We start from the raw sequence: 25,453 nt of genomic DNA on the forward strand, positions 1-25,453 counted from the left end.
CTATCCTGCCGCGCCGGTCACTGGCGACGAGGTATGATTCATGAACGCGCCAGGATATGACCTGATACTGGTGGGGGGCGGTCTGGCCAACGGCCTGATCGCCCTGCGCTTGATACAGGCGCAGCCAGAGTTGCGCCTGCTGATGCTGGAAAGCGAAAGTCGCCCCGGTGGTCATCACACCTGGTCGTTTCACGATGGCGATCTCTCCGCAGACCAACATGCCTGGCTGGCGCCCATGGTGGGTCGTCGCTGGCCGCGGCACCGTGTGATCTTCCCGCACCGCGAGCGCCTGTTGAACGGGGGCTACTCCAGTATCTTCTCCCGGGATTTCGCCTGCGTTCTGGAAGAGGCCCTGGGCGACAACTTGTGGGTCGACACGCGCGTGGCCCGCCTTTCCACGGATAGCGTGGAACTCGAGGATGGCCGGGTGCTGCACGCGAAAGCGGTCATCGACGGCCGGGGCCCCGCCGACAGCGCTCACCTGACCCTGGGCTACCAGGCCTTTCTCGGCCAGGAAGTCCGCCTGGACAAGCCCCACGGCCTGGAAGAACCGATCCTCATGGACGCCAGCGTGCCCCAGCAGGACGGCTACCGGTTCGTCTACGTGCTGCCGTTCAGCCAGGATACCCTGCTGATCGAGGATACCCACTATGTGGACCGCCCGGAGGCGGACGCGGCCCAACTGCGTGAGCATATCGGCGCCTACGCGCGGGATCGCGACTGGCGGATCGTCGAAACCCTGCGGGAAGAGAGCGGCGTGCTGCCGATCATCCTGGCGGGTGAGTTCGATGCCTTCTGGCAGAACGCCCAGGGCCAGCCGCGAAGCGGCCTACGCGCCGGTCTGTTCCACCCCACCACCGGGTACTCCCTGCCCCAGGCGATGGGTCTGGCAGAACGCATCGCCGAGCTTGGCAAGCTCGATGCGGCGTCGCTGTTCCAGGCCATCCATGCCTTCGCCGCCCGGGAATGGCAACACCAGGGCTACTTCCGCCTGCTCAATCGCATGCTGTTCCTGGCGGGCCGCCCGGCGCGGCGCTGGCAGGTCATGCAACGTTTCTACGGCCTGCCAGAACCGCTGATCGAACGCTTCTACGCCGGACGCCTGACCCGTGCCGACAAAGTGCGCATCCTGATGGGCAAGCCGCCGGTGCCGCTTGGCGAAGCGCTCAAGGCGGTGCGGGCAAATTCCCCACAAAAGATTTCATCCACCTTCTTCGGAATACGCTCATGACCCAGCCTCAACGTGCCCTGGTGATCGGCGCCGGCTTCGGCGGCCTGGCCCTGGCGATTCGCCTGCAGTCCGGCGGCTACCAGACCACCCTGCTGGAAAAGCGCGACAAGCCCGGTGGCCGCGCCTATGTCTATGAAGACCAGGGGTTCACCTTCGATGCCGGCCCGACGGTGATTACCGACCCCTCCGCCCTGGAAGAGCTCTTTCATCTGGCAGACAAACACATGGCAGATTATGTCGAACTGCTGCCGGTCACGCCCTTCTACCGGCTCTGCTGGGAAGATGCCCCTGCCTTCGATTACGTCAACGATCAGGCCGCCCTGGAGCGACAGATCGCCGAGCGCAACCCCCGTGACGTGGAGGGCTATCGGCACTTCCTGAGCTATTCCCAGGCAGTGTTCGAGGAGGGCTATCGCAAGCTCGGCGCCGTGCCCTTTCTGGCCTTTCGCGACATGCTCGCCGCCGGGCCGCAGCTGGCGAAGCTTCAGGCCTGGCGCAGCGTCTACTCCATGGTCTCGAAATTCATCGAGGATCCGCATCTGCGCCAGGTCTTCTCCTTTCATTCCCTGCTGGTGGGGGGCAACCCATTCGCTACCTCCTCCATTTATACCCTGATCCATGCCCTGGAGCGGGAGTGGGGCGTATGGTTTCCCCGGGGCGGCACCGGCGCCCTGGTACAGGGTATGGTCCAGCTGTTCAAGGATCTCGGCGGCACCCTCGAACTGAACGCGGAAGTGGCAAACATCGAGACCGCAGGGGATCAGGTAAGCGGCGTCACCCTGATGGATGGCCGACATTTCCCGACGGAGGCACTGGCCTCCAACGCGGACGTGATGCATACCTACAGCAGGCTGTTGAGCGGGCATTCCCGCGGCACCCGCCAAGCCAAGTCCCTGGGCCGCAAGCGCTTCAGCATGTCACTGTTCGTGATCTATTTCGGCCTGGACAGGCCACCGCAAGGCCTGGAGCACCATACGGTGTGCTTCGGCCCCCGCTACAAGGAATTGATCGACGAGATCTTCAACGCGGACACCCTGGCGGAGGATTTTTCCCTCTACCTGCACTCCCCCTGTGTCACCGATCCGAGCATGGCACCCGAAGGCTGTAGCGCTCACTATGTCCTGGCACCGGTGCCGCACCTGGGCAAGGCTAACATCGACTGGGAAACCCAGGGGCCGATATACCGCGACCGCATCCTCGACTATCTGGAGCGTCACTATATTCCCGGGCTACGGGAGCACCTGGTGACCTGTCGGCACTTCACCCCCCTGGATTTTCGCGAGGAGCTCAACGCTCACCTGGGTTCCGCCTTCTCCCTGGAGCCGATTCTCACCCAGAGTGCCTGGTTCCGGCCCCACAACCGGGATGCCAAGATCGACAACCTCTATCTCGTGGGGGCCGGCACCCATCCCGGCGCTGGGGTGCCCGGCGTGATCGGTTCCGCCAAGGCCACTGCGGGCCTGATGCTGGAGCGACTCGATGACCGATAAGCTAGGACAGCATGCCGCACAGACCATCGCCGTGGGCTCCAAGAGTTTTGCCACCGCCGCAAAGCTGTTCGACCCGGCCACTCGGCGCAGCGCCCTGATGCTTTATGCCTGGTGCCGCCACTGCGACGACGTGATCGACGACCAGCAGCTGGGCTTTCGTGCTCAGGAAACCACGGGCGAAAGCAGCGAGACGCGCCTAAACGAGCTTCGACACCTGACGCGTCGTGCCTATGCCGGGGAGCCCATGCAAAGCCCGGCTTTCGCCGCCTTTCAGGAGGTGGCGCTCGACCACGGGATCCCCGAGCGCTATCCCCTGGCTCACCTGGACGGCTTCGCCATGGACGTGGAGCAGCGGCGCTATGTCACCCTCGACGATACCCTGGACTACTGCTATCACGTGGCCGGCGTGGTGGGCATCATGATGGCCTGGATCATGGGTGCGAAGGATGAGGCGACCCTGGATCGGGCCTGCGACCTGGGAATGGCCTTTCAGCTGACCAATATCGCCCGGGACATCATCGAGGATGCACAGATTGATCGCTGCTATCTGCCGGCCCAGTGGCTGGAAGAAGCCGGCATTCCCCGCCAGGAGATGACAGCGCCAAGGCATCGTGAAGCCCTGGCAGGCCTGGCCCGACAACTGATCGACCTGGCGGAACCCTACTATGACGCCGCCCGCGGTGGATTGACGGCCTTGCCGCCTCGCTGCGCCTGGGCCATCGGCACCGCCCACGGCGTCTACCGGGAAATCGGGATCAAGGTGAAAGCGCACGGGGCTCGGGCCTGGGACGCGCGCATCTCGACCAGCAAGGTGGACAAAGCGCGCCTGCTGGGTATGGGACTCGCTCACGCGATGGCATCCCGCTGGCAAAGGCCAGCGCCAAGGCCTAGCGGTCTCTGGCAGCGACCTGGTTGATTGTACACAGCCTTACCGAACCGCAACGGCTGATTGCTTTCGCGACCTAGGCGGTGCGACCGGGCGACTGAGCGGTGGCAATAGGCTGACCCATCGCGCCACTAACGTCTACGCTGTGAGACACCCATCACGACACAGGAGGCCATGATGAGTATCGAGCAACCCGAAACGCTCCATCTGGACAGCGATGACGCGACCGGCTACCCCAACTCCCCACTGCCAGTGTTGATCTACCGGGATGTTATCGACACCCGTGACCCAGAGGCGTGTGCCGCCACCTTCGAAGCCATGTTCAAGCGCCACGGCTGGCCGCCGGCATGGCGCTACCACCTGTATGACTTTGACCACTTTCACTCCACCGCTCACGAAGTATTGGGCATCTTTCGCGGCCAAGCCCGAGCACGACTGGGTGGCCCTAACGGCCGCGAACTGATGCTTTGCGCTGGCGACGTACTGGTGCTGCCCGCAGGGGTTGGGCATGCAAGCCTCGAGGCGGATGATGATTTCTGCATGGTAGGCGCCTACCCGCCCGGCCAACAGCCAGCGATAGAGCGCGGCGACCCGGCACAGCTGGAAGCAGCGCAAGCGCGCGTGGCGAGCACGGCGATGCCCGAAAGCGACCCGGTCGGCGGTCCGTTGAAAAACCTGTGGCGCCAAACGACAGCGTAATCACCTTGACCCTGCCGATAAACGGTATTATCAACAGACCTATACGTAGCCAGAGCCATGACCCAAGCCGCTCTGGCACTCCCATGTCAGATACCGAAGGAAAGCCCTATGCCAGCCTATGTGGTGATGATCAAAGAACACACCCACGACACTGATGAAATGGAGCGCTACAGCGAAAAGGCCAAAGCCGCCCGGGAAGGCCACGACCCTGAACCGCTGGCGTTCTACGGCGATTTTAAAGTGCTCGAAGGCAGCGCCATGGAAGGGGCGGTGATTTTACGCTTCCCCGATATGGCCGCCGCCCGCGCCTGGTATGAAAGCCCCGCCTACCAGGAAGCCCGCCAGCACCGTTTCCAGGGGGCCGACTATCGGGTCTTTATCGTGGATGGCATCGAGGGCGTCTAGAAGCTTCCCATCGCCCATCAAATAGGAGGACCACATCATGATCGAGTCACGTGAAGACCTCGACGCCATCAAGCAGTCGTGCCAGTCGATGGTCACAAGGAGTTCAGGCCTTTCTGCCGGGGCGGCGATCATTCCCATCCCCGGGGTGGATCTTGGCTCAGACGTGGCCATCTTGATGCGGTTGATCCCCCAAATTAATGAAAAATTTGGCTTATCGCCTGAACAAATCGAAAGCCTGGATACCGAATCCAAGCTCTTTGTGATGACGGCCATTTCCAATACCGGCAGCAAGCTGGCCGGGAAATACATCACCAAAAAACTCATCGTGACGGTGCTCAACAAGATGGGCATCAAGGTCGCCGCGAAAGGCGTGACGAAGTTCGTCCCGCTAATCGGCAGTGCCGTGGCAGGCAGCATCAGCTTCACCGCCATGAAGGTGATGGGCAACCGTCATATCGAAGACTGCTATCAAATTGCCTTGGCAGCGCTTGAAAAAGAGCGGCTTGCGCATGAAATCGTGATCGAGCCGGAGACAGAGCCCGCAAAGAACTCTCCTCAGCCGTAATGGCTCGGTGATCAGCTTTCTTTCAACAGTATAAAATGCTCTATCAACCGTATCATCAGCGTTTTCTGATCGGGCAGGCTTTCAGCCACTAACAACGCTAGCGCCACCAAGGTGTTGTCGTTGATCAGTTGCTCAACGGGTCGAGCCAATAACGATGCATTGCGGCGCAGGTACCATAGAAACAGAAACGAGCCACAGCGCTTATTTCCATCGGCCAATGGATGATTTTTAACCACAAAGTAAAGCAGATGCGCCGCTCGGGTGGCCACGTTGGGGTAAAACAGTTCGTCTCCAAAACCTTGCTCGATGGTGGCCAAAGCCGACGTCAAACCATCGCCCCGCACCTGCCCAAACAGTTCGGTTGCCTCGCCTTTGGCGATCAAGGTTTGCTTCAACTCCCCAATGGCTCTCAAGGCTTCGTCCAACTCCAGCGAGTGCATACCGGGCTGCTTGATGTTTAGCTCGGTTAATTGCTGTTCATCATAGCCTTGTAGCAGACTCCAGGAACGCGCGTAATCGCTAATCACGCGAGCAACCGCTTTTCCTTCTGTTGAAACCAGACCATGGTTGGTCAAGGTTCGGCTGAGTAGCGTTAGAGCCTGCTCAAACTCTATGCCACGCTCGGTTAAGCGGCGCTGATTCAGGGTATAGCCTTGAACTAAATGGTCTTTTAATACTTGCGTGGCCCACTTGCGGAACTGGGTGGCACGCTTGGAGCTAACCCGATACCCCACCGAAATAATTGCATCAAGATTGTAGTGTTTGGTGCGATATCTCTGCCCATGCTCAGCCATATGTTCCAAAATGGAACATGTGCTGTCTTCATCCAGTTCACCGCTCTTATAAATATTACTCAAGTGTTTGGTAATTGCTGGGCGCTTGGTGCTAAAAAGCTCGGCCATCTGCGCCTGGCTCAACCAAACGGTCTCTTGCTCCAGGGTCACCTCCAGGTGTGCTTGCCCATCTTCACTGGTAAATATCTGTATTTGCTGGTCATTCATGAGTGTTGGCTCCCAGGTTTACATCAAGCCCCATGCATCTCCAAAGCAAGCATCACTCAATGCAGCAATATTCACCTTTGCCTACCAAAGCACGCCTGTTATCAGAGATTAAGTAAACCTTACCAAATAACTGATTATTTATACAGCTTAATATTATCATGATCCTGCCAAATAAAAGTGGACACTTCAACGCACAAAAACCATCACTGCCAGTACCATCGTTAGCAATAGCAGGTACACCCCGGCATGGATATGATCAGGAATGCGCCCGATCCATATCGACGCCAGTCGAATACCGACCCATGAGCCTATCGCGAGCACCAGCAACGCGCGCAGCTCCACATAACCGGCATACCACTCCCCCAACGCTGGGTGATTTGCAGACAGCAGCACATACGTCGCGGTGCCACTTACCGCCATGGGCAACGATAATGGATTGGCCATGGCAGTAGCTGCCGTCATACTTGCGCCTCTACGGCGCATGAGCGGGACTGTCATTACGCTGCCACCCACGCCCAGCAAGGCGGCCACCGCACCAATCAATGTCCCCGTCACTGCCGTTACCCCACACCCCATAGGACGCACATCACTCTCCGCCTGATGCAGAAAACCGGGTCTAAGCACAGCATCCATAATCGTGATGCCCAGATAGCCGATAAAGGCCCAGCGCACCCAACCCCCACTTAACGACACGGCAGCCGCCGCGCCAAGCACGGCCCCCATGGCGATATAGCCCACCAGCGGCCGCACCAGGTGCCATTGCACGGTTTGCCTTAGATGGTGGCGCCATGTCGACAGGGAAGCAGCAAACACCATCAGCGCGGTCGAAGTGGCCACCGCGATATGCATGGCCGCCTGACCGATACCACTATCCGGCCCATGGACGGAAATCAGCAGGGTATACAGCAAAGGAACTACCACAAACCCACCACCGAAACCGAACAACACGGTGGTCACTCCCGCCACCCCGCCACAAAGTAGCAATACGCTATACACCGGCACTCTCCTGATGAACTCAACAGGAGGAACGGTATTCCGGTGAGGGCTGGCCGACATTCGCCATTTGGACAATAATCATTGTGTTTCGGCCAAGTTGACGACAATGCTCAATATTCCCCTGTCAGACGTAGACCATGTAGCACGGCCCCTAGTAGCCATCGGCACTGATTATAGCCCCGGCACACTGCTCGACTTTCATACCCATCGCCGTGCCCAGTTTCTCTATGGCATGACAGGCGTGATGGAAGTCAACACGGATGACGGCACCTGGATGGTGCCACCGTTCAGCGGCGTCTGGCTGCCGGAGGGCAAGCGGCACCAAGTGCGCATGAACGAGGTGAGCACCCGAAGCTTGTATATCGAGCCTCACGTCGCACCACGTACGTCGCCCAACTGCGAGGTGCTAGTCGTGACACCTCTACTGCATCACCTGCTGCTGGCTTCCGCCCACATCCCCGCGCTCTATAAGGAAAACGGCCGCGACGGTGCCCTGGCGCAACTACTCCTATACGAAACTGGAACAGGCTCAGGCCCTGCCACTGTTTGTGCCCCTGCCCCATGACCCTCCCCTCGCCCGCCTGTGCAGAGAGTTTCTCGGCCAGCCGAGCATTCACACCCTTACGGAGAAGTGGGCGCGGCATTTACATTGCAGTCAGCGCACCTTCAATCGCCTGTTCCGTCAGCAGACTGGACTCTCCTTTGGCGTATGGCTCCAACAGGCCTGCCTGATGGCAGCAATTCCCAGACTGCTCTCCGGCAGCTCCGTTACACGAACCGCACTGGAGCTCGGCTACGACAGCCCAGCCGCTTTCTCCAGCATGTTTCGCAAGGTGCTTGGTCAGTCTCCAACGACCTTCATTCGGGCAGCTAGTTGCCCGAATGAAGAGTAAAAAGCCGTTGTTTCAGGTATTAAATACTCACGATCTTGCCCAGCCTGACCCACAGTGAGCATTTAAAGGCCCACAAAAACTCTCATGGGCCTTAAATTACTCAAATTGACGGCTATCGAACTATCGAAACGTGCAGGCATCACTCGCAGCACCCTCCGCAATATCGAAAACGGCGAAGCTGATTCTGAGATCAGCCGGGATCGAGACGGAGGCTCTTTGCCGGACGGCAGTTTTTGAACAGCTATTGCGTCGAACAAGCCCTACTATCACTCATGACTCAACACCTCTCGCAGCCAACCAAGTAATGCTTCGCTGCCTTGGCGTTGAGGTGCGCCCTGGCGAGTGTATAAGGCGATGGCATCGTGCTGGTGCAAGCTCTCTGTCACCGGGCGGATCAGTTCGCCATTTTCAATTAAGCGTTGCGTTGTGCGCCGCCAACCCAAGGCGATACCGTGCCCCGCGACAGCCGCTTGCAGTAACAGTGGATAGCTATCGAACACAGTGCTCTCCGCTGATGAAAACTCAAAGTGCCCCATGGCACGAAACCAATCATCCCACTCCAGCCAGTCCGGCGGTTCAGCGTGGTGGTGCAGTAGCCGCTGGTTCAGCAACGCAGTGAGACTCAACGGCGTAGCGGCCCCTTTCAGGTAAGCAGGGCTGCAGACCGGAAATATCTCGTCCTTGGCGGTAAACACCACACGATGGCTCCCGCTGGGTCGTCCGTTGGTTTGCAGCGCAATGTCGAAGCGGCCACTAAATTCGGTAATCGGCCGTGTCGAGGTCGCCAGCTGTATCTCAATGTCAGGATAGCGTCGATTGAAGTCCGCCAGCTGTGGCATCAGCCAATAGAACGCTTCGCATAACTGGCAGAACAATACGACGCGCTTATCATCCGGATCGCCACGCAGCCCCTGAGCTCCCATAGCAATACTCTCCAGCGCCTGGGAGACCGTACGGCCAAACTCGCGCCCCTCGCTGGTAAGAAACACACGGCGATGACGGCGCTCGAAAAGCATCACGCCAAGGTCTTCCTCCAGCGCACGGATCTGTCGGCTGATAGCCGCCTGAGTAAGGTGTAGCTCATCGGCCGCGCGCGAAAAACTTTCAAGCCTGGCGGCAGCCTCAAAGGGGCGCAGCGTTGCCAGCGGTGGAAGAGACTTGATGACGTTATCCATAATCTGAGCTCATACATTGTGACGCAGAAGTCGTTTGAAGCACGGCTAGAGGCAGCGGCATTCTATAGCGGAATTCATACCTGGAACGCTGCAATGAAGGTCACCGCTGAACCACAAGATAATATCCTACAGGGCATAAGCCTTATCATTGGGGCTGTCTTTCTGCTGGCGTTGACCGACGCCCTGGTTAAGTATCTAAGTGCCAGTATGTCGCTATGGCAACTCTATGTCATCGCCTCAGCACTATCGCTGTCGTTACTCTTTGGATTGATCATTGGCCATTCATGCCCCCGCCCCAAGGTAAAATCACGCCGCTGGGTGGCGATAAGAAGCCTGCTTCTGTTACTGATGTGGATCGCCTACTACGCAGCACTGCCGCTGATTCCACTCTCAGTGGCAGCGGTCGCTATTTACACCACGCCGCTGTTTATTGCCGTGCTGGCTGCTTTTGGGGCGGGCGAGCATCTTTCACGCCAGGCTTGGCTGGGCATACTCTGCGGTTTCCTTGGCGTGGTGGTGGTGTTGCGGCCTGGCGGCGACGCCTTCACACCTGCCGCACTGCTACCCGTGCTTGCCGCCCTCTTTTATGCGCTAGCCATGCTGGTCACTCGCCACCACTGCCAAAGAGAGCATCCCTTACTTCTCACCCTGGGATTAAATCTAGCCTTCCTGGCAGCTGGTACGCTTTTCAGCGTGTTGGTGTCAATCAGCAGCACAGCATCGCTTGCTGAACGCGCACCTTTCCTGTTCGCTGGTTGGCAACCGCTAGATGCCACAGCATTATTGATCGTTAGCGCGTACGCCCTACTGCTGATCATTGTGAATACCGGGGTGGCAAGGGCTTATCAAATCGCTCCTTCGGCGTTGATCGGCACTTTTGATTACGCCTACCTCATCTTCGCCAGCTTTTGGGGCTATCTGCTATTCAGCGAAGTGCCCGATGCCATGACTTGGCTGGGAATGGGCATGATTTTAATGGCCGGTTTGATGGTGTTGCGTCAAAAGCGTATTTAATCTCGCAAAAGGAATGTCTCGATAGGGGCACAGTAGACGTTACTCAGCCTTTAAAAAAATTTAACCATTTTTGCACCAATCTCTTCCGGCTGTTCTTCAGGCATGAAATGACCGCAATCTTGAATGATTGCGACCACATAAAAATGGTCGGCAAGTATGGGCATGATGCGGCGCCACGTATACTAGCTATGCGGGAAGCCAGCCATCAGCAAAACGGGAAAGCCTTTGCCACCTAATACAGTGTGCAAACTGACATCTCCTTAGCCGAACTTATGGATGCCTCCCTTTAGACGCCTCCCCAGCATCGAGCCAAGGAGGCGTTTCTTTTCACGGACAAAAGCAGGCTTTAGTTACTGAGCATCGCTGGGTTTATCCGGGTCGGCGTCAACCAAGCAATTGACGGTCTCGCCGCCCTGGTCATTAGGTAAAACGCCCTCTGGGCGGCGGCGCTGATCGCGAAGCTCAAGCGAAGCGTTCAGCCAGTCGACTAGCGTATCCCCCAGAGCGAGGGCATCATCGGCACGTTGCTGGCTGTAGAAAGTGAGCAACTGCCTGGCTTCGTCACGCTTACCTTGGTCAATCAATGTCTTGGCGGAGGTTTCCACCCAGTTCAGGTCATCGAAGCTATCTTGCTCAAAGCCTTCCAATAGCTCGGTAACCGAGGCATGAAAACGATCAGGCTGTTCGCACATCAGGTACATGACCTGCTTGAAGCGACGTCCCGCAAAATCACTGGCTTCCTGTACCTGGAAATCGGGGTTAAGGAAAGTCGAAGCAGCCCCCTTGGAAAGATAGCGGTGCTGCCCATATTCCATGGGGACCTCCTGGACACCGAGCCACCAAGGAATAAAGGGAGCCGCTAACGAGCCGGTGGGCGCCACCCAGATTTGCTGCATATCAGCGTCCGTGTCGGCCTTCAAGGTGGCGACCTGACCATAACCCGCCTCATCGTCAGCGATACGGTGATCACGAACCTGCGCCATCATTTCGCGCTCGGTGATCGGTGCCAAGTCGCGTAGAGCCTCTTCCACATCTGCTTGGGACATGTACTTGTAGCCACCGGTACGCGCCTGGGTATCCTGGCGGCCATAGACGTCAAACACATTGAAATCACCCTCGCCTGCGTACCAGCCCTGTTCCTCGGCGAAGGAAATCAGGTTGTCGGCGCCCATGTAATCGGGGTCGTTCTCGAAATCGACAGGGAAGTCTTCAATATAGCCGGGGTAGAGCACACGCACGTCATCATCACCAAGCCGCTCGGCGGCCCACAGCCCCTGACTGCCCGCAAACTCCCAAACAACCCAGCCTTCATTTTCATCGGCGATGAGGTGCGTATTGCCGCCATAGGTGGAGTAGCCATGCTGATCAATAAGCGCTCCGATCAGTTCGACACCTTCCCGGGCTGTCTCAGCGCGTTCAAGCACCAGCCTGGCTAAATCGCTGTATTGAGGACCCTGCTGCGGCGTCTCAGTCATGTCGATCAGTTCCTGGCGGTTGGTCGCCCAGACGTCACGAACGGCCACTCCATGCTCATTGATACCACCGTTGGTGAGCGGTGCAGGGAAACCCTCATAGTCGGAATACGACATCGACAGGTAGCGGAAAGTGTGTTCGGCTTGCGGAATGTCGATGAGCTCACCGGGGATGCCGGCATCAGCGGTGACACCAACACTCACTGTATCGTCAGCAGAGTGATCTTCGGCAGGCATGATCTCCAACCAGTGGCTGGAGACTTCCTCACCGGTGCCACCGATCATGACGGCGCCCTCGTCGGTCAGGTTTTTGCCTACATAGTAGGCATAGCTTGCCGAGGCTACCGGGCTAAGCGCGAGTAGCGGCACGGCCAGCATCATCGGTTTTAGGGGATAGCGTTTTCTCATCATCTTGGCTCCATGTTGATATGGCTTTCCTGAATTCATAGAAAACTGCAGTATTTCGGGTAACCACGTAGAGGTAAAAAACAGCAGCGATAACCTCTCTGCTCAAGGCATAGGATATCGGCCACTGACCCAGGCGCTACGCTAACAAATGCTGCGCAATGTTTTTAGAAATACGGCATACCACCTATCCTAGCAGCCAAGAAGCGCCTCGCTGCCGTTCGCGGATAGGCGCCAGAAATAGAGACAGGAGGGGCGACGCGGAATCCAGGTCAGCTCTATCTAGCCGCCATCAACCCTCGCCGAGAGTAGGCGACATGCAGAAAGGGCACCAACCGCGGCGTTATCAGTCTTCGTAATGCTATTGCTCACGCGCGCAAGATTCGAAAAAGGGCATTACTGCTCGCCATGATGAGGACTAAGTACAATCACAGCGGCAATGAAACAAATCCCGCCTGCGATAAACCACAATGCGAAATATGAGCCCGTCATAAAGGCAATTAACCCGCCTAAAAAAGCAACCAACCCGGCGCCTACCTGATGAGCCACGTTGATCCAGCTAAAAGCCGAAGGCCCTTGATCACCAAAGATGTGATTGCACAAAGTAATCACCGGAGGCACCGTTGCAACATCAAATACGCCAAACACGACGGCAAAGGCTATCAGCTCCCAGCCAACGGGTTGCGACAAAATAAAAGGCAGCAAAACCAGACTCGCGCCCCGCAAAAAGAAGATAACGGCCAGCAACGCCTGCTTATTGATTTTATCTGAAAGCCATCCAGCCCCAATGGTGCCCGGTATATTCAAAAGACCGATTATCAGGAGCAGATAAGATGATTCCGCTACCGATATTCCCTCTAACGATGCCGCCGGGGTAAAGCTGCTCCACATCAGACCATTCGTGGTAGCGCCACACATGCCAAAGGCTAATGCGATGACCCAGAATTTCTTGTTCTTCACAAACCCTTTCAGACTGATAAAGACATCGCGAAATGTACTATTCGGCTTAATATGATGAGCCGTCACCGTTCTCACCGCCGAGAGCTTCTCATTCAGCAGCAAACACACAATTAACAATGTGATCAGGGTCAAGACAAAACAGCCTATTAATGGCGCTCGCCAGCCAAATTCATCAGCCAGCTTGGCCCACATGGGGAGTAACACAAATTGCCCCGTCACCGAGGAAGCCGTCAATATACCTGTCGGCAAGCCCGTTTTTTCAAACCAGGAACGAGCAAAGAGAGCGCCAAATGACATCGTTAACGCGCCACACCCCAGCCCAACCAAAACACCCCATGCAAGATTGAATATTATCTTTGAGTTCAGCGTACAGACCAAAGCGCCAGCCAACAGTATCACAAGGCTTGCGATGACAATTTTCTTGATCCCATGCTTTTCCATCAAATGAATGGCGAAGGGTGCCGTCGCACCATAAAGCACCATGTTGACAGTGATGCCAAAGGTTGTATTCAGGGACGACCAGCCAAGCTCCTCAATCAGCTGTGACGTCAACAACCCTGATAGGGTTACATAACTACCGGCCGTCACAACACACAGAGCGGCAACCAGAATGGCATTGAATTTCTGCTGTGAAGAAATCAGTGGAAAAGCTTGTTGCGTTTCACTCATGGCAATATTAATTTCTGTTAAAGAGTTTATCGAAACGCTATCCACCCATGACTTGCATGTAAACCATCATTAATGAGAACGAGTTTTTCATGATTGAGAATCTAAAGTGGGATGACTTTAAAGTTGTGCTCGCGATCGCTGAAGAGAAAGCACTTAAACAAGCCGCGAGCAAGCTCCATGTCAGCCAAGCCACCATCTACAGGCGAGTTGCTGACATTGAAAGCAAATGTGGCGTAAAGCTCTTTAATCGTGAAGACAATGCATATATACCAACACTTGCCGGATTAGAGCTGGTGAGAAGTGCAAAGGAAATCGAAAAACAAGTGCTTTATGCTCAGCGAAAACTTTACTCTGCCAAAGAAACATTATCCGGCAACCTGACAGTCACCACCACAGACACATTAATGTATGGCCTGTTGGGCAACATCATTCACGACTTCAATTGCCAATACAAAGAGCTGAACATAAGCGTCATCGTTAGTAATAAACTCATGAGCCTGGAAGCGCGTGACGCAGATATCGCGTTTCGCCCTGTGGTCAGCCCGAACGAAACGCTTATCGGAAAGAAAATCCTGCCTATTCATCAGGCTGTCTATGTTTCACAGGAAAGCAAACATACTGACTGGCTAGAAAGCGATATTTCGTGGATTGCGCCCAATACTGAAATGCATTACCCACTGCTCAGCGAGTGGTTTTCAAAGAACAACCTGCTTAATAACAGGCTATTAAAAAGCAACTCCATTCTTATGGATTACTTTATGGTCGCCAATTACGACTATGCAGCGGTGTTACCTACTTATCTAGAAAAAGAAGGGGCAGGCATCAAACGAATCAGCCCTATTATCCCTGAATTGAGTACGACCATGTGGGGGTTAATACATACCGATTTGAGAACCTCTCAAACCGTGACCGAGTTTCTTAACTATGTGCGTGCTCGCTGCAATGTAATTACTTAGGCCAAAGCCGCGACAACGCTTGTTCTAATTGAAGCCTGTCTGCCCGGCGTTTATCCTCGGAACGACGACTCAAATTCTGCAACTTGCGTTTAACGCCGGGCAGTTCGCGAGCCTGGGGCAGACCAATCAGACCAAATTCCGGCTGCTCATCTTCGATGGAGAACAGAAATTCTTGCGAAGGCTCATCTATCCACTCAGCAAGACGTACCAATAGCCGTTCCCGATATTTCAGTAGCTCATGCGCAGTGACAGGCTCCGACGTCATGCCCTTAAAATGTGCCTGAAAAATATCTTCAAAATCCTTAGGTATCTGCGGCTCAAGAATTTCCCAGGCGGGTTTTGGACTACAGGTCAAATAGACCAGGAATGTGTACCAAAGCGTCCTATCAGCTCGCTTGTCATCCAGTAATAGTCCTACATCGAACAAGTCGCGCGGGTGCTGACGCGATAATGCTGCCGCCAGTTTTCCTGCATACAAATCGGCAAAACTCAGCACCTGTGCAGAAGCAAACCCAAACGCCTCCTCCACCACCGGCCGAACATCCATCTCACGCACTGGATGCACCGTGCCCCGCATTACTGGTGTGGTTTCAATCTGCACAAGTGCCCTGCCGCGGCTGACAATCAACCGCGTGACACCTTGACTGCCTTGAGTCGCCGACGGCTGCACACGCATTGTTTTTGATTGAGTCCGTAACGCATCAGCCAGCATGTTCAGCGCATTATCAATCGCGGCGGCGTCTTCAGCGAAACCGTGGGTCGGCAGCCATGTAAGATCGATATCCACTGATAATCGAGGGAGATCGTGCTCAAACAAATTGATCGCCGTTCCGCCCTTCAACGCAATGCGAGGCTCCAGTGACATCACTGGGAGAATATCTACAAGTAGCTGTACGCGGTCGGTGTAGCGTTTATCCCAAGTGCTCATCCAAGTCCCTCGGTAACGTGATCTGATAAGTCGGGTGTAGACGACCACCGGGCACCAGAACGCGTTTACCGCTGCCGAGATCCACCCCCTCTAACGAGATTCGTTTAAGCCATGCATGCTGGTACCGATCCGCCAAGGCGAGAAACAGTCGTGCTGCCTTGATGCTGCTGCAATGGCGCAGCAACACCGTCAACCGCCTTGGGCTCAGTGTTGCCAAACTCTGCATAAGCGTATCAGCTTCGTAGACCAGCGCCGCGCCAGCGGGGCCATCGCAAAGCTCCAGTATCGCGCGCTCCGGCGTGGAACAAACGATGGCTCCCGCACCAGAAAGCACCTCTAGCCGCTTAAGGCCCTGCTCAGGTAGCTGATCCTTCTGCGTATCCGCAGTGAAATCAGACAACGGCCAGTCAAAGGGAGGCTTGCCGCAGAACTCAAATCGTTCAGGCAGTGCCAATTGACTGAGCCAGCCGGGCGGACGGGCATCCCCATAAAGCGTTACCGTGGCTGCTTCGCCCAGGCGCAGGTAGTGCTCATACCCTTGCATTGCCAACGCGAAACGCCCACCGACGTATAATGCCAGGCCCTCACGCTCTTGCAGGCTCCGCAATACGCCCTGCCATTGCAGTCGCCCTCCCTTTCTCAGATAAACGCCACGCGCCGGAGACACCAGCCAACCGCTGGAGACATAACGCGCCACAAGGCTTCTCGAATAGCCATGCGCCTGCAGCCAGCGGCTGGAGACTAAATCAGAGTCTCCGAGGCTGGCTAGCAACTGGTTTAATTTTGACGATTTTTGTTCACTCATAGTGAACATAATAAGGCTTTCAAAAACTCTGTCCAGTGAATGCGAGGTTTACCGAAAAGGTTTTTTAATCACTATGGGTGAGCCTTCTGGATCTATCCTGAACTCGCCCTCAAGCGTTGCTTACCCACGGGGTTAAGCGGCTGCCGTTTAGACCAAAAGGAAATTAGGTTGCCACTAGCTTGTTTTGCTAAGCGCGCACTGCTGATTCACGTTAAACAGCCATTCACTACTGAATATGGACCATTGCATCAGGTTCTTTCATGGCATGGGGATACCTGTCATCCTCAGAAGCCAAATGCAGAAAGGGCAGTGACTTGGACTGCCCTTTCGCTTTATGTGTGAAGCGGGAATACGGAAATGAGAGCTGGTCAGTGCTCACCTTCAGTGCGCAACTTAGCCACTTCACGTAACGCCAAGCCTGTCGCTTCAGCAATCTGCTCATCACTCAGCACTCCCAGCTTGAGCAGATTACGGGCCGTTTTCTCAATACCCAGCTTTTCGCCTTCCTGACGCTCTTGCTGAGCCCAGTTTTCCAAATTTTCTGCCAACATGTCTTTATCCTCCACCAAACTGTTGAGCTGATTGAGGTCGACCTCAGCCCCGAGCCGCTGCAGATGGCGTTTAAGCCAGCGGGTAATAATCTTGTCGATACGTTCTTTGTGAGGATCAGCCTGAATAATCGCCACAATTCGGTCCACGGCTTGCTGAAGCCCCTGGCGATTTGTGGAGGCCTTCTCGATACCGAACACCCCGCTTAGCGGCGACTGTACCAAACCTAACTGTTCATAAGTATAGCGCCCTTCATCGACTAGGTAATAACGCATCCGTGGCTGGTAGACCTGCAGGAGACCCGGTGGTTCCGGCATGATCATGTCATAGAGGTCTAACGATGCTGACCAGCGCTCTGAGCCGTTATAAAGCACTACCGGAAATACCGGCGGTAAACCCTGGCCGGGTGTGATGACCTTCTGCTTGAGCAACTCACTGTAGAAGCAAGCGGCGTAGTGCATCAGCCGAACCGGCATAGTGCGATCCACCGAGGACTGAAACTCCAACAAGATGTACAGATAGACCTCTTGGGCCATCCCCTGCCAGTTAACGTTGACTGACCACACCACGTCCTCAATTTTCTCTTCGAACAGCGGCGTAATGTAGCTGCCGCTATGGCTTTTCAGAGTGGAGAAGTCCATTAACCGGGCAATCTCAGCAGGCGCAAAGCCTTCGATAAGTTGCTGAACAAACTCAGGATAGCTGAACAGCTCTTTATAGCCGGTATCGTGATGGTTGTTGACCATGGAGACCTCTGACAATCAATCGACGCCAGAATAGCATGCTCAGCTATCCGTAAAACATTCACACGTTGTGATGAAGGGCCTACAAAGGATTGCTATCACTCAGCAAGTGCCTACCTATCCGGCTAAGCGGCTCCTTTTTGGGCCAAAAGGCAATCAGGTTTCGATCCCGCCTCGGCGATAAAGGGCGCGTCACCACGCCAGGCATTGGCTTACTTGTTAAGGCCAAAGTGGGCACAAAGCTCACCCCGACATCGCCAGCGACCATCTGCAATAACGTGCAGGTATCGCGTACCCAAAAATCCACCTGGAAGGTTTCGACCTCTTCCAATGAGTGGGCAAATATCTGCTGGATAAGCGCCTCACAACCGCCTGACGACATAACAAGCGGGTACTCTGCTAACTGTGCCACCGTCACGCTGGCTTGTTTGCTGAGTGGGTGATTTTCGGGCAGTACGGCAACGATCTCGTCTTTTTTAACCGCTGCCAATCAAAGTGCTCACGCCAGTAGGTGACATTAAGCTGCGTCACATCGGTCGTTATGCCCATGTTGATCACGCCACTTTCCACCCACTCCTTTATCTCCTCCTCCATGCCTTCCAGTACAAGGCTAATGGCATCAGGGTAGCGGCTCGTTAAGCTCGAAAGTTGCGGCGACAACCATCCCGCTAACGCACTGGGTATAACGCCAATTTTCAGCGTTTCATCTACTTCGTCATGGAACTGAGCCACTTGCTGGCTTAATACCTGAAGCTCTCTCACAACCTTCCTGGCAGTAGTAAGTACCAACTCTCCTAAAGCCGTTGGCTCCAAACCTTCCGCCGTTTTTGTGATAAGCGGGCCACCAGCCAGTTTTTCTAACGCCTGCATCGAGTGACTAACGCCGGATTGGCTAACGCCAAGGCACGCGGCAGCACGCGTGTAGGACTGCTCCTCTGCCACGGTGAGCAATACACGCAGTTGGGCGATAGAGATATCTGCGCCTCTAATCATCACATCTCCTCATGGTGACCATGAGTTAACTGGGTTTCCGGCCGCACGTGAGCGCCTTATAGGCTGACCTTTCCATTTATCATCCTGACCTGGAAACCGCATGTCCATCGCCCTTGCGCTTAGCGCCATGTTATTGCTCGGCAGTACCCACTTTATCAATGGCTTGCTCGCCCGTTTTTACCCGCCGCTCAATATTGCGTTTTACACCCATCTGGGTGGCGCGCTTGTCAGCCTCGCAGGCGCGCTACTCTTTTCCACATGGGAGCCTGCCGCCTGGCAATCGGGCGCACTGGCTGGCATGGGCTCGGCCCTGGGCGCATTACTGCTTTATAAAGGTTTGTCGCAGGCTCCCTTTGCTCTCGTCGTGCCCGTTAGCGCTGTCTCCATGGTGGTCATCGCCCTCGGACTCTCGCTAGCTTTCCTTGGCGAGCGACCCAATGCGCGAGTATCGCTAGGCGTGATGATCGCCCTGCCCGCCATATGGTTAACAGCGGGTGGGGGCAAACCGAACAAGGCGCGGATGAATAGCAGCACCCAAGCGGGCCTGCTATTGGGTTTAGGCGCAGGCTTGGGGTTTGCCTTGCAGCTTCACTTACTGGGCCAAGTGCCCGACCATGCTGCTTTTTACGGTATCGCACTCTGTATGTTCAGCGGCGCCGTATGCTGTCTGCCCTTTTATCAACACGCACACCTAGCACGAAAACGCTTTCCACTGCTGGCAACCGCAGCGGGCGGCATCAGTGCACTAGGGCTAACGCTGTATGCGATATCACGGGAAGGCCAGCTTGCCATTATCAGCATCGTGATTGTGTCGATGTACCCAATGATTCCCGTCGTGTTTGGCTCGCTGGTGCGCAGGGAAAGGGTTAGCGGCGCATCTGCTGTGGGGATAGCGCTATCGCTTCTCGCGACGGTGTTGATAGTGGCAGGTAATGGTTAGACACCTGAAGACGAGCGTCTTGATTGGCCTTCCATGTTTTCCAGTCGCTTTAAAGCATATAAGACTCTCTTCGGAAAACGTAGATGGGGCAAGGTCTTTGACTCTGGCCACCCTAGCAGCGCCTCAAATTTGACTCGTTGCGACAACATAATATGGAAGATCTCATTGAGCCAACGTGGCTAATCCATGAAAAGGTCGCATTAAGCACCTAAAACGAAAAATTTTTGCGTAAAAGGGCTTAATAAAAAATCATTTTTGATAGTGAATCATAGGAAAATAAACCCAAGCAAGCTAATTCTTTAAATAACGCAGGTTTAAAATGAACACTACGATTGGGGTCACATTGAATGTGATAGCATCTTTCTTATTTGCAGCTATGTTTGCATACACTTCTCTTCTTACCAATCTTGATGGGGAAGAAATTTTTGGGTGGCGTATGCTTTTAACATTCCCTTGCTTGACTTTATTCATCATAACAAGGGGATACTGGCGTCAAGTTGTTAAGATATATCATAGGCTTACTAAGAGCATAATATTTATAGTGACGAGGTTTTTTTCAGCAGCAATGCTGAGTTTCCAACTTTGGCTATTCGTTTGGGCTCCCGGAAATGGTCATGGTCTATCAGTATCCCTTGGTTATTTTATTATGCCATTAACAATGGTTCTGATAGGTAAAATAGCTTTTCAAGATAGAATGACGGGATATCAGAAGGTAGCATGTTTCTTCGCATTTGTTGGTATACTTTATCAAATAGGGTATTCTGAAAGCCTTGCCTGGCCGACCTTGGCTGTTGGGTTAGGATATCCTTTTTATTTCTGGCTAAGAAGAAAAACAGACACTAATAATATTGGGAGCCTGTGGGTAGATATGGTTTTGAGCTTGCCAATAAGCGTAATCTTTATTTTTGCTGGCGGAGAAATAACATCAGACATATGGGTTAATATAGATACTCTATGGTTAGTCATAGGACTTGGGGTGTTGAGTGCCTCTGCCCTAACATTTCAAGCTTTATCAGGCCCTCACCTCAACCTGACACTTTTTGGCCTTTTAGTATATGTAGAGCCAGCTTTACTTTTATTAGTAGCCTTAATACTTGGAGAGGAAATCAAAGCATCAGAATGGCCTACCTACTTAGCAATATGGTTTTCTGTATTTCTTCTTATCGTAGAGGGCATCAATAGCCTTTGTGTCAATCATAAGTTCAGAAAAGAAAAAATTACGCACATATAGATATTAGAAATGATCTATTCTAAGTATTGATAGCAGCAAGCTAAATTTTTAATTAATTAACAGTGAGCTATCCTAGCATTGTTTATTATCTAACTGTGGGATCCCGGATGATCAAATGAGCTATAGAAGTTATCCTCTGATGGTAGCCAGGGAGCTTCTGCAGCAATTCATCCGGTACCCCACAGGACCATTTTGAAAGCGGATTTTGGTGTTGTTATTTGGTGTAAGACCTTGTAACTATGACACTTTCATCCGCTTTCTTTTATGCCCCATGATAAATTCGGGCTAAGATGCTTCTATTGGAACGTAAAGCGTCTTGTAAGATTTTCCCATGGAAATAGAGGTTTTAAAGCCACGCACATTGCTGTCCTCGAACAAAAGCCTATGTGTCATGGCTTCAAAATCTTCCATATTCTTTGCGATGCTAATAATTACAAAATCACCTTCGCCTGTAACGTAGTAGCACTGTTGAACCAATGGCTCTTTTATAGCTTTACGCCGAAATGACTCTATATGCTCAGACCTATCCCTTTCGAGTTCGACAATTATTATAAAAGTCATGTTCATATCCACGGCAACCGGATCTACAACGATAACATTTCCTTTTATTACTCCACTGTTACGCAAGCGCTTGATGCGACGTTGAACTGCTGGCACTGAAAGTGATACTGCGTCTGCCAGGCGTTCGAGAGTTAAGCTTGCATCATTCTGTAGAAGGTTTAGTAGTGCCGCATCTTTAGGATCCATAAAGCGAAGCCTCTTATCGAAAAAGTACCTGAATACGCAAAATTCTATATCGAACGGGTGTATAAAAGCAATTTCTAATCAAATTATTTTGCCATGATATAAATGCAAAAGCGACACAGGCGAAGGCAAGCTCGGAGCTGATGCCCTTTTAGACTCGACGTGAGTGCAACGTAGGTTTTTATATAAAACCAAAACCTCAAAAAAACATAGTCCCTTCTCAAGGGTCATTTGAAAACTTGTCTTCCGAAAAATCACTAAGAGGCGTTCGAAATGAGTAATATAATGGAAGCAGTTGAAGATTCGGTTAGAGCAAATGATTTTATAATTTTAAGGAATTGCTTTGGGAGGTTTGATGTAACGTTGAAGCTAGAAGGCATGAATTTTGCTGAATCTATTAAGCTTCGCACTGCTAAAGCACTTGTGAATTACGCGGAAGAGAATCTTGGTCTCAAGAAAAATAAAAGATTTATAGAGTCAAGTTCAGGAAACCTAGGCGTAGCGCTGAGCATGATAGCGGCTAGCCGCGGTTACGAGTTCATATGTATAGTTGACCCCAACACCAATGCTACCAACATTGCCATTATGAAAGCAATGGGTGCAAATGTAGTGGTCGTGAATACTAAGGATGAGTCTGGTGGTTACCTCGGAACCAGGAAAAATTACATTAGAGAACGACTTTCATATGATGATACTATTATATGGGTAAACCAATATGAGTGTGAGGCAAACCCTGCTATACACTTTTCTGAAACAGCTCGTCAAATAAATATTAATTGCTCGGACGTGCGTAAGATTTACATCGGTGCCGGAACCACTGGTACTGCTATGGGCGTATCAAATTACTTTAAAAAATATTTTCCTGAAATAGATTTAATAGCAGTCGACTCTGTTGGATCAGTCACTTTTGGGGGTAACGCCAGTCCAAGATATCTTCCTGGCCTTGGTTCTAGTGTGCCACCAATATTTTTCAAAAAAGAAAGCTTCAATCGCCTGATCAGTGTTAAAGAAAGTCAGACCGTTGCTGTCTCTAGATACATTGCAAGAAAATACGGACTATTACTCGGTGCCTCTACTTGTACTGTGCTCGCTGGCATGTATGAGGATATTAACGCGACAGACGAAGTGTTGGTAGCCATATCGCCGGATTTAGGGAGTAAGTATATAGACACAATGTATAACGACGAGTGGTGCGACGAAAAATTCGGTAGTGAATGGCGCAACATGAACCTTAGTAGCAATGAATCCAAAACTTCTCAAGTGGAGCTATAAATTATGTTTAAGGTAATCAGAGGCATTGAAATTTCCAATTATCTTGACCAAGAGACTGAATCTGTATTGAAGATAGTTGAAGAAACGTATCTGATGCATAAAAATGGTTATACAAACAATCCAGATAGTTACTTCTTGAAATTTCCAGGTAATGATAAGGATCGAATTATAGCGCTGCCAGCGTCTATCAACGATCCAAACACTCAGATTGCAGGCATTAAATGGATTGCTAGCTATCCTGGTAACATCGAAAAGAATCTTCAACGTGCCTCTGCCACCATGATCCTGAATGATTACCGAACAGGCTATCCATTAGCTTTACTAGAAGCTTCTCAAATAAGCGCACATCGAACGGCTGCATCAGGCGCAATGACTGTTGGTGCATTGAGTGAACGAGGAAGAGAGATTAAGACAGTGACCCTAGTAGGTTGTGGAGTGCTGGGACAAAAAACCATAAATTATGTAGTAGCGCTGGGTTTTGGTATAAAAGAATTAATGGTTTATGACGTTAACGAAAAATATGCCGAAGGCTTTGTAGAGAAAAACAATCAATTTGAAAAATGCAGAATTGCTTCCACTCTTAAAGAGGCATTTGAATCTGACTTAGTGATATTGACGACAACTTCTCTTGATCCATATATTGATATAGGCGATATAGACCTCAAACGGCAGATAATTCTCAATATCTCACTAAGAGATCTTCATCCGATAATTATAGAAAACTCTCTCAATGTGGTAGATGATATCGATCATTGCTTGAAAGCGCAGACTTCTTGCCATCTCACTGAGCAAAAGCTGGGTAATAGAGATTTCATAAATGCTGTAATAGCTGATGTATTAGACGGTAGCTTCGAAGACGACACCAGCCAGCCAATTGTTATCTCCCCCTTTGGCTTGGGCGTTCTAGATTTGGCTTTAGCTTATCATATATATAAATACAAATATAATGATGCTTCTACTGTAGATATTGAAGGTTTCTTGCCAGACATGAAGCGTTTGTGATCTTCATTAAACTCGCTTAGTCAGTGTGGATCAAAGAAAACGCTAGCCGAACATTTCCTGAAGAGCACTTATTGAGGTATTTCCTTGCATTTCTTAGGGCCATAATAAGGCCCTTTATAAAAGGGACGCGGAGCTATATCTAAAAATAGTAATCTTATTTTTATAAGGAAGACGATGATTATGAATCCAAGATAAAACAATAGGTTAGAAAAAGCTCACAACTGAGGGTTATTAAGATGCACGACGATTCTTTCAAATTTACTCAGAAAATTACTGGTGAAGAGAATATGTTTCACTTGGGATACTCGGTTGAATACGTACCGCCTAGTGCTCTTTTGCCAACAGAACGTCATGACCCGGTACGAGTAGGAGAACTGATAGGAAAAGTGAAGAAAAAGGGATTTTGGACGACCCCTATTTTGGTTGAACAAAATTCATTGGCTATCATGGATGGCCACCACCGTACTGCTGTCGCTTTAAAGTTGAACCTGAGAAAAGTACCAGTAGTAAAGCTGAGCTATGGTGACCCAAGAGTTCTTCTTAGTGGGTGGGAGCCTGGAAAATTTTTCAGCCCTGAAGAGATCATTTCTGCAGCTTTATCAGGAGTGCCACTCCCATTAAAAAGCACAAAGCACGATCTTACAGTTCCATTACCGAGTCTAAAAGTGGCTTTAAGAGACTTAATCTATTGAGAAATCCGCACCTCTGATCATCACAAATCCTCATGGCGACCATGACCTAATCGAGTTTCTAGCCGCATGTTAGCGGCTTCTATGCAGGCCCTTCCCATATCATCGTGACCAGGAGACCGCATGTCTATCGCCCTTGCACTCTCTCTGGTGTTTCTTGGCGAGCGGCCCAACGCCTGGGTATGGCTCGGTGTGATGATCGCCCTGCCCGCTATCTGGTTAACGGCGGGCGGTGGCCGGTTAAACAAAGGGCAGGTGAACAGCACGACCCAAACAGGCCTGCTCTTTGGTTTGGGTGCAGGCTTGGGGTTTGTCCTGCAATTGCACTTCCTTGGGCAGGTACCCAACCACGCGGCGTTGTATGGCATCGCCCTCTGCATGCTAAGCGGGGCCCTATGTTTGCCGCCGTTTTACCAACGCGCAAAGCCGGCACAAAAACGCTTTCCACTTTTCGCCACAATAGCAGGCGGTATCAGCACACTCGGGCTTACGCTCTATGCGCTATCACGGCAAGGACAACTCGCCATTATCAGCATCGTGATTGTGTCGATGTACCCGCTGATACCGGTCGTGTTCGGCTCGCTGGTTCGGAAGGAGGCGTTTAGCGGCACCAGTATGATGGGGGTAGTGCTGTCTATTGTGGCGACGGTGCTGATTACGGTGAGCACTTACTAAACTTTCGCCAAGCGCTCAGCTTGAAGGTCTTTCATACCGGTTCCACCGTGAAGTGTTCTTTTGCT

The 25,453-nt window shown here is 52.5% G+C and carries 27 protein-coding genes and 1 pseudogene; 17 read left to right on the forward strand and 11 right to left on the reverse strand.

Features of this window, described 5'->3' with window-relative positions; translation table 11 throughout:
- Positions 1-40 precede the first annotated feature (40 nt).
- The 6 genes from crtY (at position 41) to R3F64_RS14950 (ending at position 5,276) form a co-directional block, all read left to right on the forward strand.
- The gene (crtY, locus tag R3F64_RS14925) at positions 41-1,231 is read left to right on the forward strand and encodes a lycopene beta-cyclase CrtY (RefSeq protein ID WP_332612296.1); all 1,191 of its coding nucleotides are present in this window, start codon (positions 41-43) and stop codon (positions 1,229-1,231) included.
- A complete protein-coding gene (locus R3F64_RS14930; RefSeq protein ID WP_332612371.1) occupies positions 1,228-2,721 on the forward strand; it encodes a phytoene desaturase in 1,494 nt (497 codons plus the stop codon). The genes crtY and R3F64_RS14930 overlap by 4 nt, the downstream gene beginning before the upstream one ends.
- A complete protein-coding gene (gene crtB / locus R3F64_RS14935; protein WP_332612298.1) occupies positions 2,711-3,637 on the forward strand; it encodes a 15-cis-phytoene synthase CrtB in 927 nt (308 codons plus the stop codon). Before R3F64_RS14930 ends, crtB begins: the two co-directional genes overlap by 11 nt.
- A gap of 147 nt (positions 3,638-3,784) precedes the next feature.
- Positions 3,785-4,306: a cupin gene (locus R3F64_RS14940; protein WP_332612300.1), complete on the forward strand. Its 522-nt coding sequence runs from the start codon at positions 3,785-3,787 to the stop codon at positions 4,304-4,306.
- Between the two features lie 108 nt (positions 4,307-4,414).
- A complete protein-coding gene (locus tag R3F64_RS14945; protein ID WP_199284754.1) occupies positions 4,415-4,711 on the forward strand; it encodes a DUF1330 domain-containing protein in 297 nt (98 codons plus the stop codon).
- Positions 4,712-4,748: 37 nt separating this feature from the next.
- Positions 4,749-5,276 (forward strand): hypothetical protein, encoded by a 528-nt coding sequence (locus tag R3F64_RS14950; protein WP_332612302.1) that lies wholly within the window; start codon positions 4,749-4,751, stop codon positions 5,274-5,276.
- Positions 5,277-5,287: 11 nt separating this feature from the next.
- Here the strand turns inward: R3F64_RS14950 and rhuM are convergent, their stop codons facing one another.
- Complete coding sequence (rhuM, locus tag R3F64_RS14955) at positions 5,288-6,193, reverse strand: RhuM family protein (RefSeq protein WP_233337352.1); 906 nt, start codon at positions 6,191-6,193, stop codon at positions 5,288-5,290.
- A 270-nt stretch (positions 6,194-6,463) separates the two neighbouring features.
- Complete coding sequence (locus R3F64_RS14960; protein ID WP_332612305.1) at positions 6,464-7,273, reverse strand: sulfite exporter TauE/SafE family protein; 810 nt, start codon at positions 7,271-7,273, stop codon at positions 6,464-6,466.
- A gap of 106 nt (positions 7,274-7,379) precedes the next feature.
- On the opposite strand from R3F64_RS14960, the gene R3F64_RS14965 reads away from it, so the two are divergent.
- From R3F64_RS14965 to R3F64_RS14975, 3 genes are all read left to right on the forward strand, one after another.
- Positions 7,380-7,838 (forward strand): AraC family ligand binding domain-containing protein, encoded by a 459-nt coding sequence (locus tag R3F64_RS14965; protein WP_233337351.1) that lies wholly within the window; start codon positions 7,380-7,382, stop codon positions 7,836-7,838.
- A complete protein-coding gene (locus R3F64_RS14970) occupies positions 7,822-8,166 on the forward strand; it encodes a helix-turn-helix domain-containing protein (RefSeq protein WP_332612308.1) in 345 nt (114 codons plus the stop codon). The genes R3F64_RS14965 and R3F64_RS14970 overlap by 17 nt, the downstream gene beginning before the upstream one ends.
- Positions 8,167-8,250: 84 nt before the next feature.
- Entirely contained in the window at positions 8,251-8,403 is a 153-nt protein-coding gene (locus R3F64_RS14975; RefSeq protein WP_199284751.1) for a helix-turn-helix domain-containing protein, read from the forward strand.
- 29 nt (positions 8,404-8,432) lie between these two features.
- Here the strand turns inward: R3F64_RS14975 and R3F64_RS14980 are convergent, their stop codons facing one another.
- A complete protein-coding gene (locus R3F64_RS14980) occupies positions 8,433-9,341 on the reverse strand; it encodes a LysR substrate-binding domain-containing protein (protein ID WP_199284750.1) in 909 nt (302 codons plus the stop codon).
- 93 nt (positions 9,342-9,434) lie between these two features.
- Here R3F64_RS14980 and R3F64_RS14985 point away from each other — a divergent pair, with 93 nt between their 5' ends.
- Positions 9,435-10,355 (forward strand): DMT family transporter, encoded by a 921-nt coding sequence (locus R3F64_RS14985; RefSeq protein ID WP_332612311.1) that lies wholly within the window; start codon positions 9,435-9,437, stop codon positions 10,353-10,355.
- 50 nt (positions 10,356-10,405) lie between these two features.
- Here the strand turns inward: R3F64_RS14985 and R3F64_RS14990 are convergent, their stop codons facing one another.
- The 3 genes from R3F64_RS14990 to R3F64_RS15000 all read right to left on the reverse strand — a co-directional run bounded on the left by R3F64_RS14990 (position 10,406) and on the right by R3F64_RS15000 (position 13,906).
- Positions 10,406-10,519, reverse strand: coding sequence for an alpha/beta hydrolase (locus tag R3F64_RS14990; RefSeq protein WP_199284748.1), 114 nt, complete (start codon positions 10,517-10,519; stop codon positions 10,406-10,408).
- Positions 10,520-10,705: 186 nt separating this feature from the next.
- Positions 10,706-12,238, reverse strand: a complete 1,533-nt coding sequence (locus tag R3F64_RS14995) for a C69 family dipeptidase (RefSeq protein WP_332612312.1) — start codon at positions 12,236-12,238, stop codon at positions 10,706-10,708.
- Between the two features lie 390 nt (positions 12,239-12,628).
- The gene (locus tag R3F64_RS15000; RefSeq protein ID WP_332612313.1) at positions 12,629-13,906 is read right to left on the reverse strand and encodes an MFS transporter; all 1,278 of its coding nucleotides are present in this window, start codon (positions 13,904-13,906) and stop codon (positions 12,629-12,631) included.
- A 44-nt stretch (positions 13,907-13,950) separates the two neighbouring features.
- On the opposite strand from R3F64_RS15000, the gene R3F64_RS15005 reads away from it, so the two are divergent.
- On the forward strand, positions 13,951-14,817 hold the full coding sequence (locus tag R3F64_RS15005; RefSeq protein ID WP_332612314.1) for a LysR family transcriptional regulator: 867 nt from the start codon (positions 13,951-13,953) through the stop codon (positions 14,815-14,817).
- Here the strand turns inward: R3F64_RS15005 and R3F64_RS15010 are convergent.
- The 4 genes and pseudogenes from R3F64_RS15010 to R3F64_RS19435 all read right to left on the reverse strand — a co-directional run bounded on the left by R3F64_RS15010 (position 14,810) and on the right by R3F64_RS19435 (position 18,835).
- Positions 14,810-15,745: a nucleotidyl transferase AbiEii/AbiGii toxin family protein gene (locus R3F64_RS15010; RefSeq protein WP_332612316.1), complete on the reverse strand. Its 936-nt coding sequence runs from the start codon at positions 15,743-15,745 to the stop codon at positions 14,810-14,812. The genes R3F64_RS15005 and R3F64_RS15010 overlap by 8 nt on opposite strands.
- Positions 15,729-16,559 carry a type IV toxin-antitoxin system AbiEi family antitoxin domain-containing protein gene (locus R3F64_RS15015; RefSeq protein WP_199284744.1) on the reverse strand — a complete coding sequence of 277 codons (831 nt, stop codon included), beginning with the start codon at positions 16,557-16,559 and terminating at the stop codon, positions 15,729-15,731. Before R3F64_RS15015 ends, R3F64_RS15010 begins: the two co-directional genes overlap by 17 nt.
- A 359-nt stretch (positions 16,560-16,918) precedes the next feature.
- On the reverse strand, positions 16,919-17,845 hold the full coding sequence (locus R3F64_RS15020) for an Rpn family recombination-promoting nuclease/putative transposase (RefSeq protein ID WP_332612319.1): 927 nt from the start codon (positions 17,843-17,845) through the stop codon (positions 16,919-16,921).
- A gap of 79 nt (positions 17,846-17,924) precedes the next feature.
- A pseudogene (locus tag R3F64_RS19435) lies at positions 17,925-18,835 on the reverse strand (LysR family transcriptional regulator).
- 100 nt (positions 18,836-18,935) lie between these two features.
- Here R3F64_RS19435 and R3F64_RS15035 point away from each other — a divergent pair.
- Together R3F64_RS15035 and rarD are read left to right on the forward strand one after the other, a co-directional pair.
- On the forward strand, positions 18,936-19,775 hold the full coding sequence (locus tag R3F64_RS15035) for an EamA family transporter (RefSeq protein WP_332612325.1): 840 nt from the start codon (positions 18,936-18,938) through the stop codon (positions 19,773-19,775).
- Between the two features lie 319 nt (positions 19,776-20,094).
- On the forward strand, positions 20,095-21,006 hold the full coding sequence (gene rarD / locus R3F64_RS15040; RefSeq protein WP_332612327.1) for an EamA family transporter RarD: 912 nt from the start codon (positions 20,095-20,097) through the stop codon (positions 21,004-21,006).
- 285 nt (positions 21,007-21,291) lie between these two features.
- Here rarD and R3F64_RS15045 read toward each other — a convergent pair whose 3' ends face one another.
- Positions 21,292-21,753, reverse strand: coding sequence for an Lrp/AsnC family transcriptional regulator (locus tag R3F64_RS15045; RefSeq protein WP_096298972.1), 462 nt, complete (start codon positions 21,751-21,753; stop codon positions 21,292-21,294).
- Between the two features lie 282 nt (positions 21,754-22,035).
- On the opposite strand from R3F64_RS15045, the gene R3F64_RS15050 reads away from it, so the two are divergent.
- From R3F64_RS15050 to R3F64_RS15065, 4 genes are all read left to right on the forward strand, one after another.
- The gene (locus R3F64_RS15050) at positions 22,036-23,022 is read left to right on the forward strand and encodes a pyridoxal-phosphate dependent enzyme (RefSeq protein WP_332612331.1); all 987 of its coding nucleotides are present in this window, start codon (positions 22,036-22,038) and stop codon (positions 23,020-23,022) included.
- Positions 23,023-23,025: 3 nt separating this feature from the next.
- Positions 23,026-24,024: a 2,3-diaminopropionate biosynthesis protein SbnB gene (sbnB, locus tag R3F64_RS15055; RefSeq protein WP_332612333.1), complete on the forward strand. Its 999-nt coding sequence runs from the start codon at positions 23,026-23,028 to the stop codon at positions 24,022-24,024.
- Positions 24,025-24,260: 236 nt separating this feature from the next.
- Positions 24,261-24,716 (forward strand): ParB N-terminal domain-containing protein, encoded by a 456-nt coding sequence (locus R3F64_RS15060; RefSeq protein ID WP_332612335.1) that lies wholly within the window; start codon positions 24,261-24,263, stop codon positions 24,714-24,716.
- A gap of 120 nt (positions 24,717-24,836) precedes the next feature.
- Positions 24,837-25,388, forward strand: a complete 552-nt coding sequence (locus tag R3F64_RS15065; protein ID WP_332612336.1) for a hypothetical protein — start codon at positions 24,837-24,839, stop codon at positions 25,386-25,388.
- Positions 25,389-25,453: the final 65 nt, after the last annotated feature.

Origin of the sequence: Halomonas sp. 5021, assembly GCF_036663435.1 — a bacterium.
Taxonomy (GTDB): Bacteria; Pseudomonadota; Gammaproteobacteria; order Pseudomonadales; family Halomonadaceae; genus Vreelandella; species Vreelandella janggokensis.

Bases quoted from the DNA above. Each gene is read 5' to 3' on its own strand.
- R3F64_RS15050 (WP_332612331.1), top strand. From the start codon at position 22,036: ATGGAAGCAGTTGAAGATTCGGTTAGAGCAAATGATTTTATAATTTTA.
- R3F64_RS15065 (WP_332612336.1), top strand. From the start codon at position 24,837: ATGTCTATCGCCCTTGCACTCTCTCTGGTGTTTCTTGGCGAGCGGCCC.
- R3F64_RS14940 (WP_332612300.1), top strand. From the start codon at position 3,785: ATGAGTATCGAGCAACCCGAAACGCTCCATCTGGACAGCGATGACGCG.
- R3F64_RS14930 (WP_332612371.1), top strand. From the start codon at position 1,228: ATGACCCAGCCTCAACGTGCCCTGGTGATCGGCGCCGGCTTCGGCGGC.
- sbnB (WP_332612333.1), top strand. From the start codon at position 23,026: ATGTTTAAGGTAATCAGAGGCATTGAAATTTCCAATTATCTTGACCAA.
- R3F64_RS15020 (WP_332612319.1), bottom strand. From the start codon at position 17,845: ATGGTCAACAACCATCACGATACCGGCTATAAAGAGCTGTTCAGCTAT.
- R3F64_RS15010 (WP_332612316.1), bottom strand. From the start codon at position 15,745: ATGAGCACTTGGGATAAACGCTACACCGACCGCGTACAGCTACTTGTA.
- R3F64_RS14995 (WP_332612312.1), bottom strand. From the start codon at position 12,238: ATGATGAGAAAACGCTATCCCCTAAAACCGATGATGCTGGCCGTGCCG.
- R3F64_RS14980 (WP_199284750.1), bottom strand. From the start codon at position 9,341: ATGGATAACGTCATCAAGTCTCTTCCACCGCTGGCAACGCTGCGCCCC.
- crtB (WP_332612298.1), top strand. From the start codon at position 2,711: ATGACCGATAAGCTAGGACAGCATGCCGCACAGACCATCGCCGTGGGC.
- R3F64_RS15060 (WP_332612335.1), top strand. From the start codon at position 24,261: ATGCACGACGATTCTTTCAAATTTACTCAGAAAATTACTGGTGAAGAG.
- R3F64_RS14985 (WP_332612311.1), top strand. From the start codon at position 9,435: ATGAAGGTCACCGCTGAACCACAAGATAATATCCTACAGGGCATAAGC.
- rarD (WP_332612327.1), top strand. From the start codon at position 20,095: ATGAACACTACGATTGGGGTCACATTGAATGTGATAGCATCTTTCTTA.
- R3F64_RS14965 (WP_233337351.1), top strand. From the start codon at position 7,380: ATGCTCAATATTCCCCTGTCAGACGTAGACCATGTAGCACGGCCCCTA.
- R3F64_RS14945 (WP_199284754.1), top strand. From the start codon at position 4,415: ATGCCAGCCTATGTGGTGATGATCAAAGAACACACCCACGACACTGAT.
- R3F64_RS14975 (WP_199284751.1), top strand. From the start codon at position 8,251: ATGGGCCTTAAATTACTCAAATTGACGGCTATCGAACTATCGAAACGT.
- R3F64_RS15015 (WP_199284744.1), bottom strand. From the start codon at position 16,559: ATGTTCACTATGAGTGAACAAAAATCGTCAAAATTAAACCAGTTGCTA.
- crtY (WP_332612296.1), top strand. From the start codon at position 41: ATGAACGCGCCAGGATATGACCTGATACTGGTGGGGGGCGGTCTGGCC.
- R3F64_RS14950 (WP_332612302.1), top strand. From the start codon at position 4,749: ATGATCGAGTCACGTGAAGACCTCGACGCCATCAAGCAGTCGTGCCAG.
- R3F64_RS14990 (WP_199284748.1), bottom strand. From the start codon at position 10,519: ATGCCCATACTTGCCGACCATTTTTATGTGGTCGCAATCATTCAAGAT.
- R3F64_RS15035 (WP_332612325.1), top strand. From the start codon at position 18,936: ATGTCCATCGCCCTTGCGCTTAGCGCCATGTTATTGCTCGGCAGTACC.
- R3F64_RS15045 (WP_096298972.1), bottom strand. From the start codon at position 21,753: ATGGATCCTAAAGATGCGGCACTACTAAACCTTCTACAGAATGATGCA.
- R3F64_RS15005 (WP_332612314.1), top strand. From the start codon at position 13,951: ATGATTGAGAATCTAAAGTGGGATGACTTTAAAGTTGTGCTCGCGATC.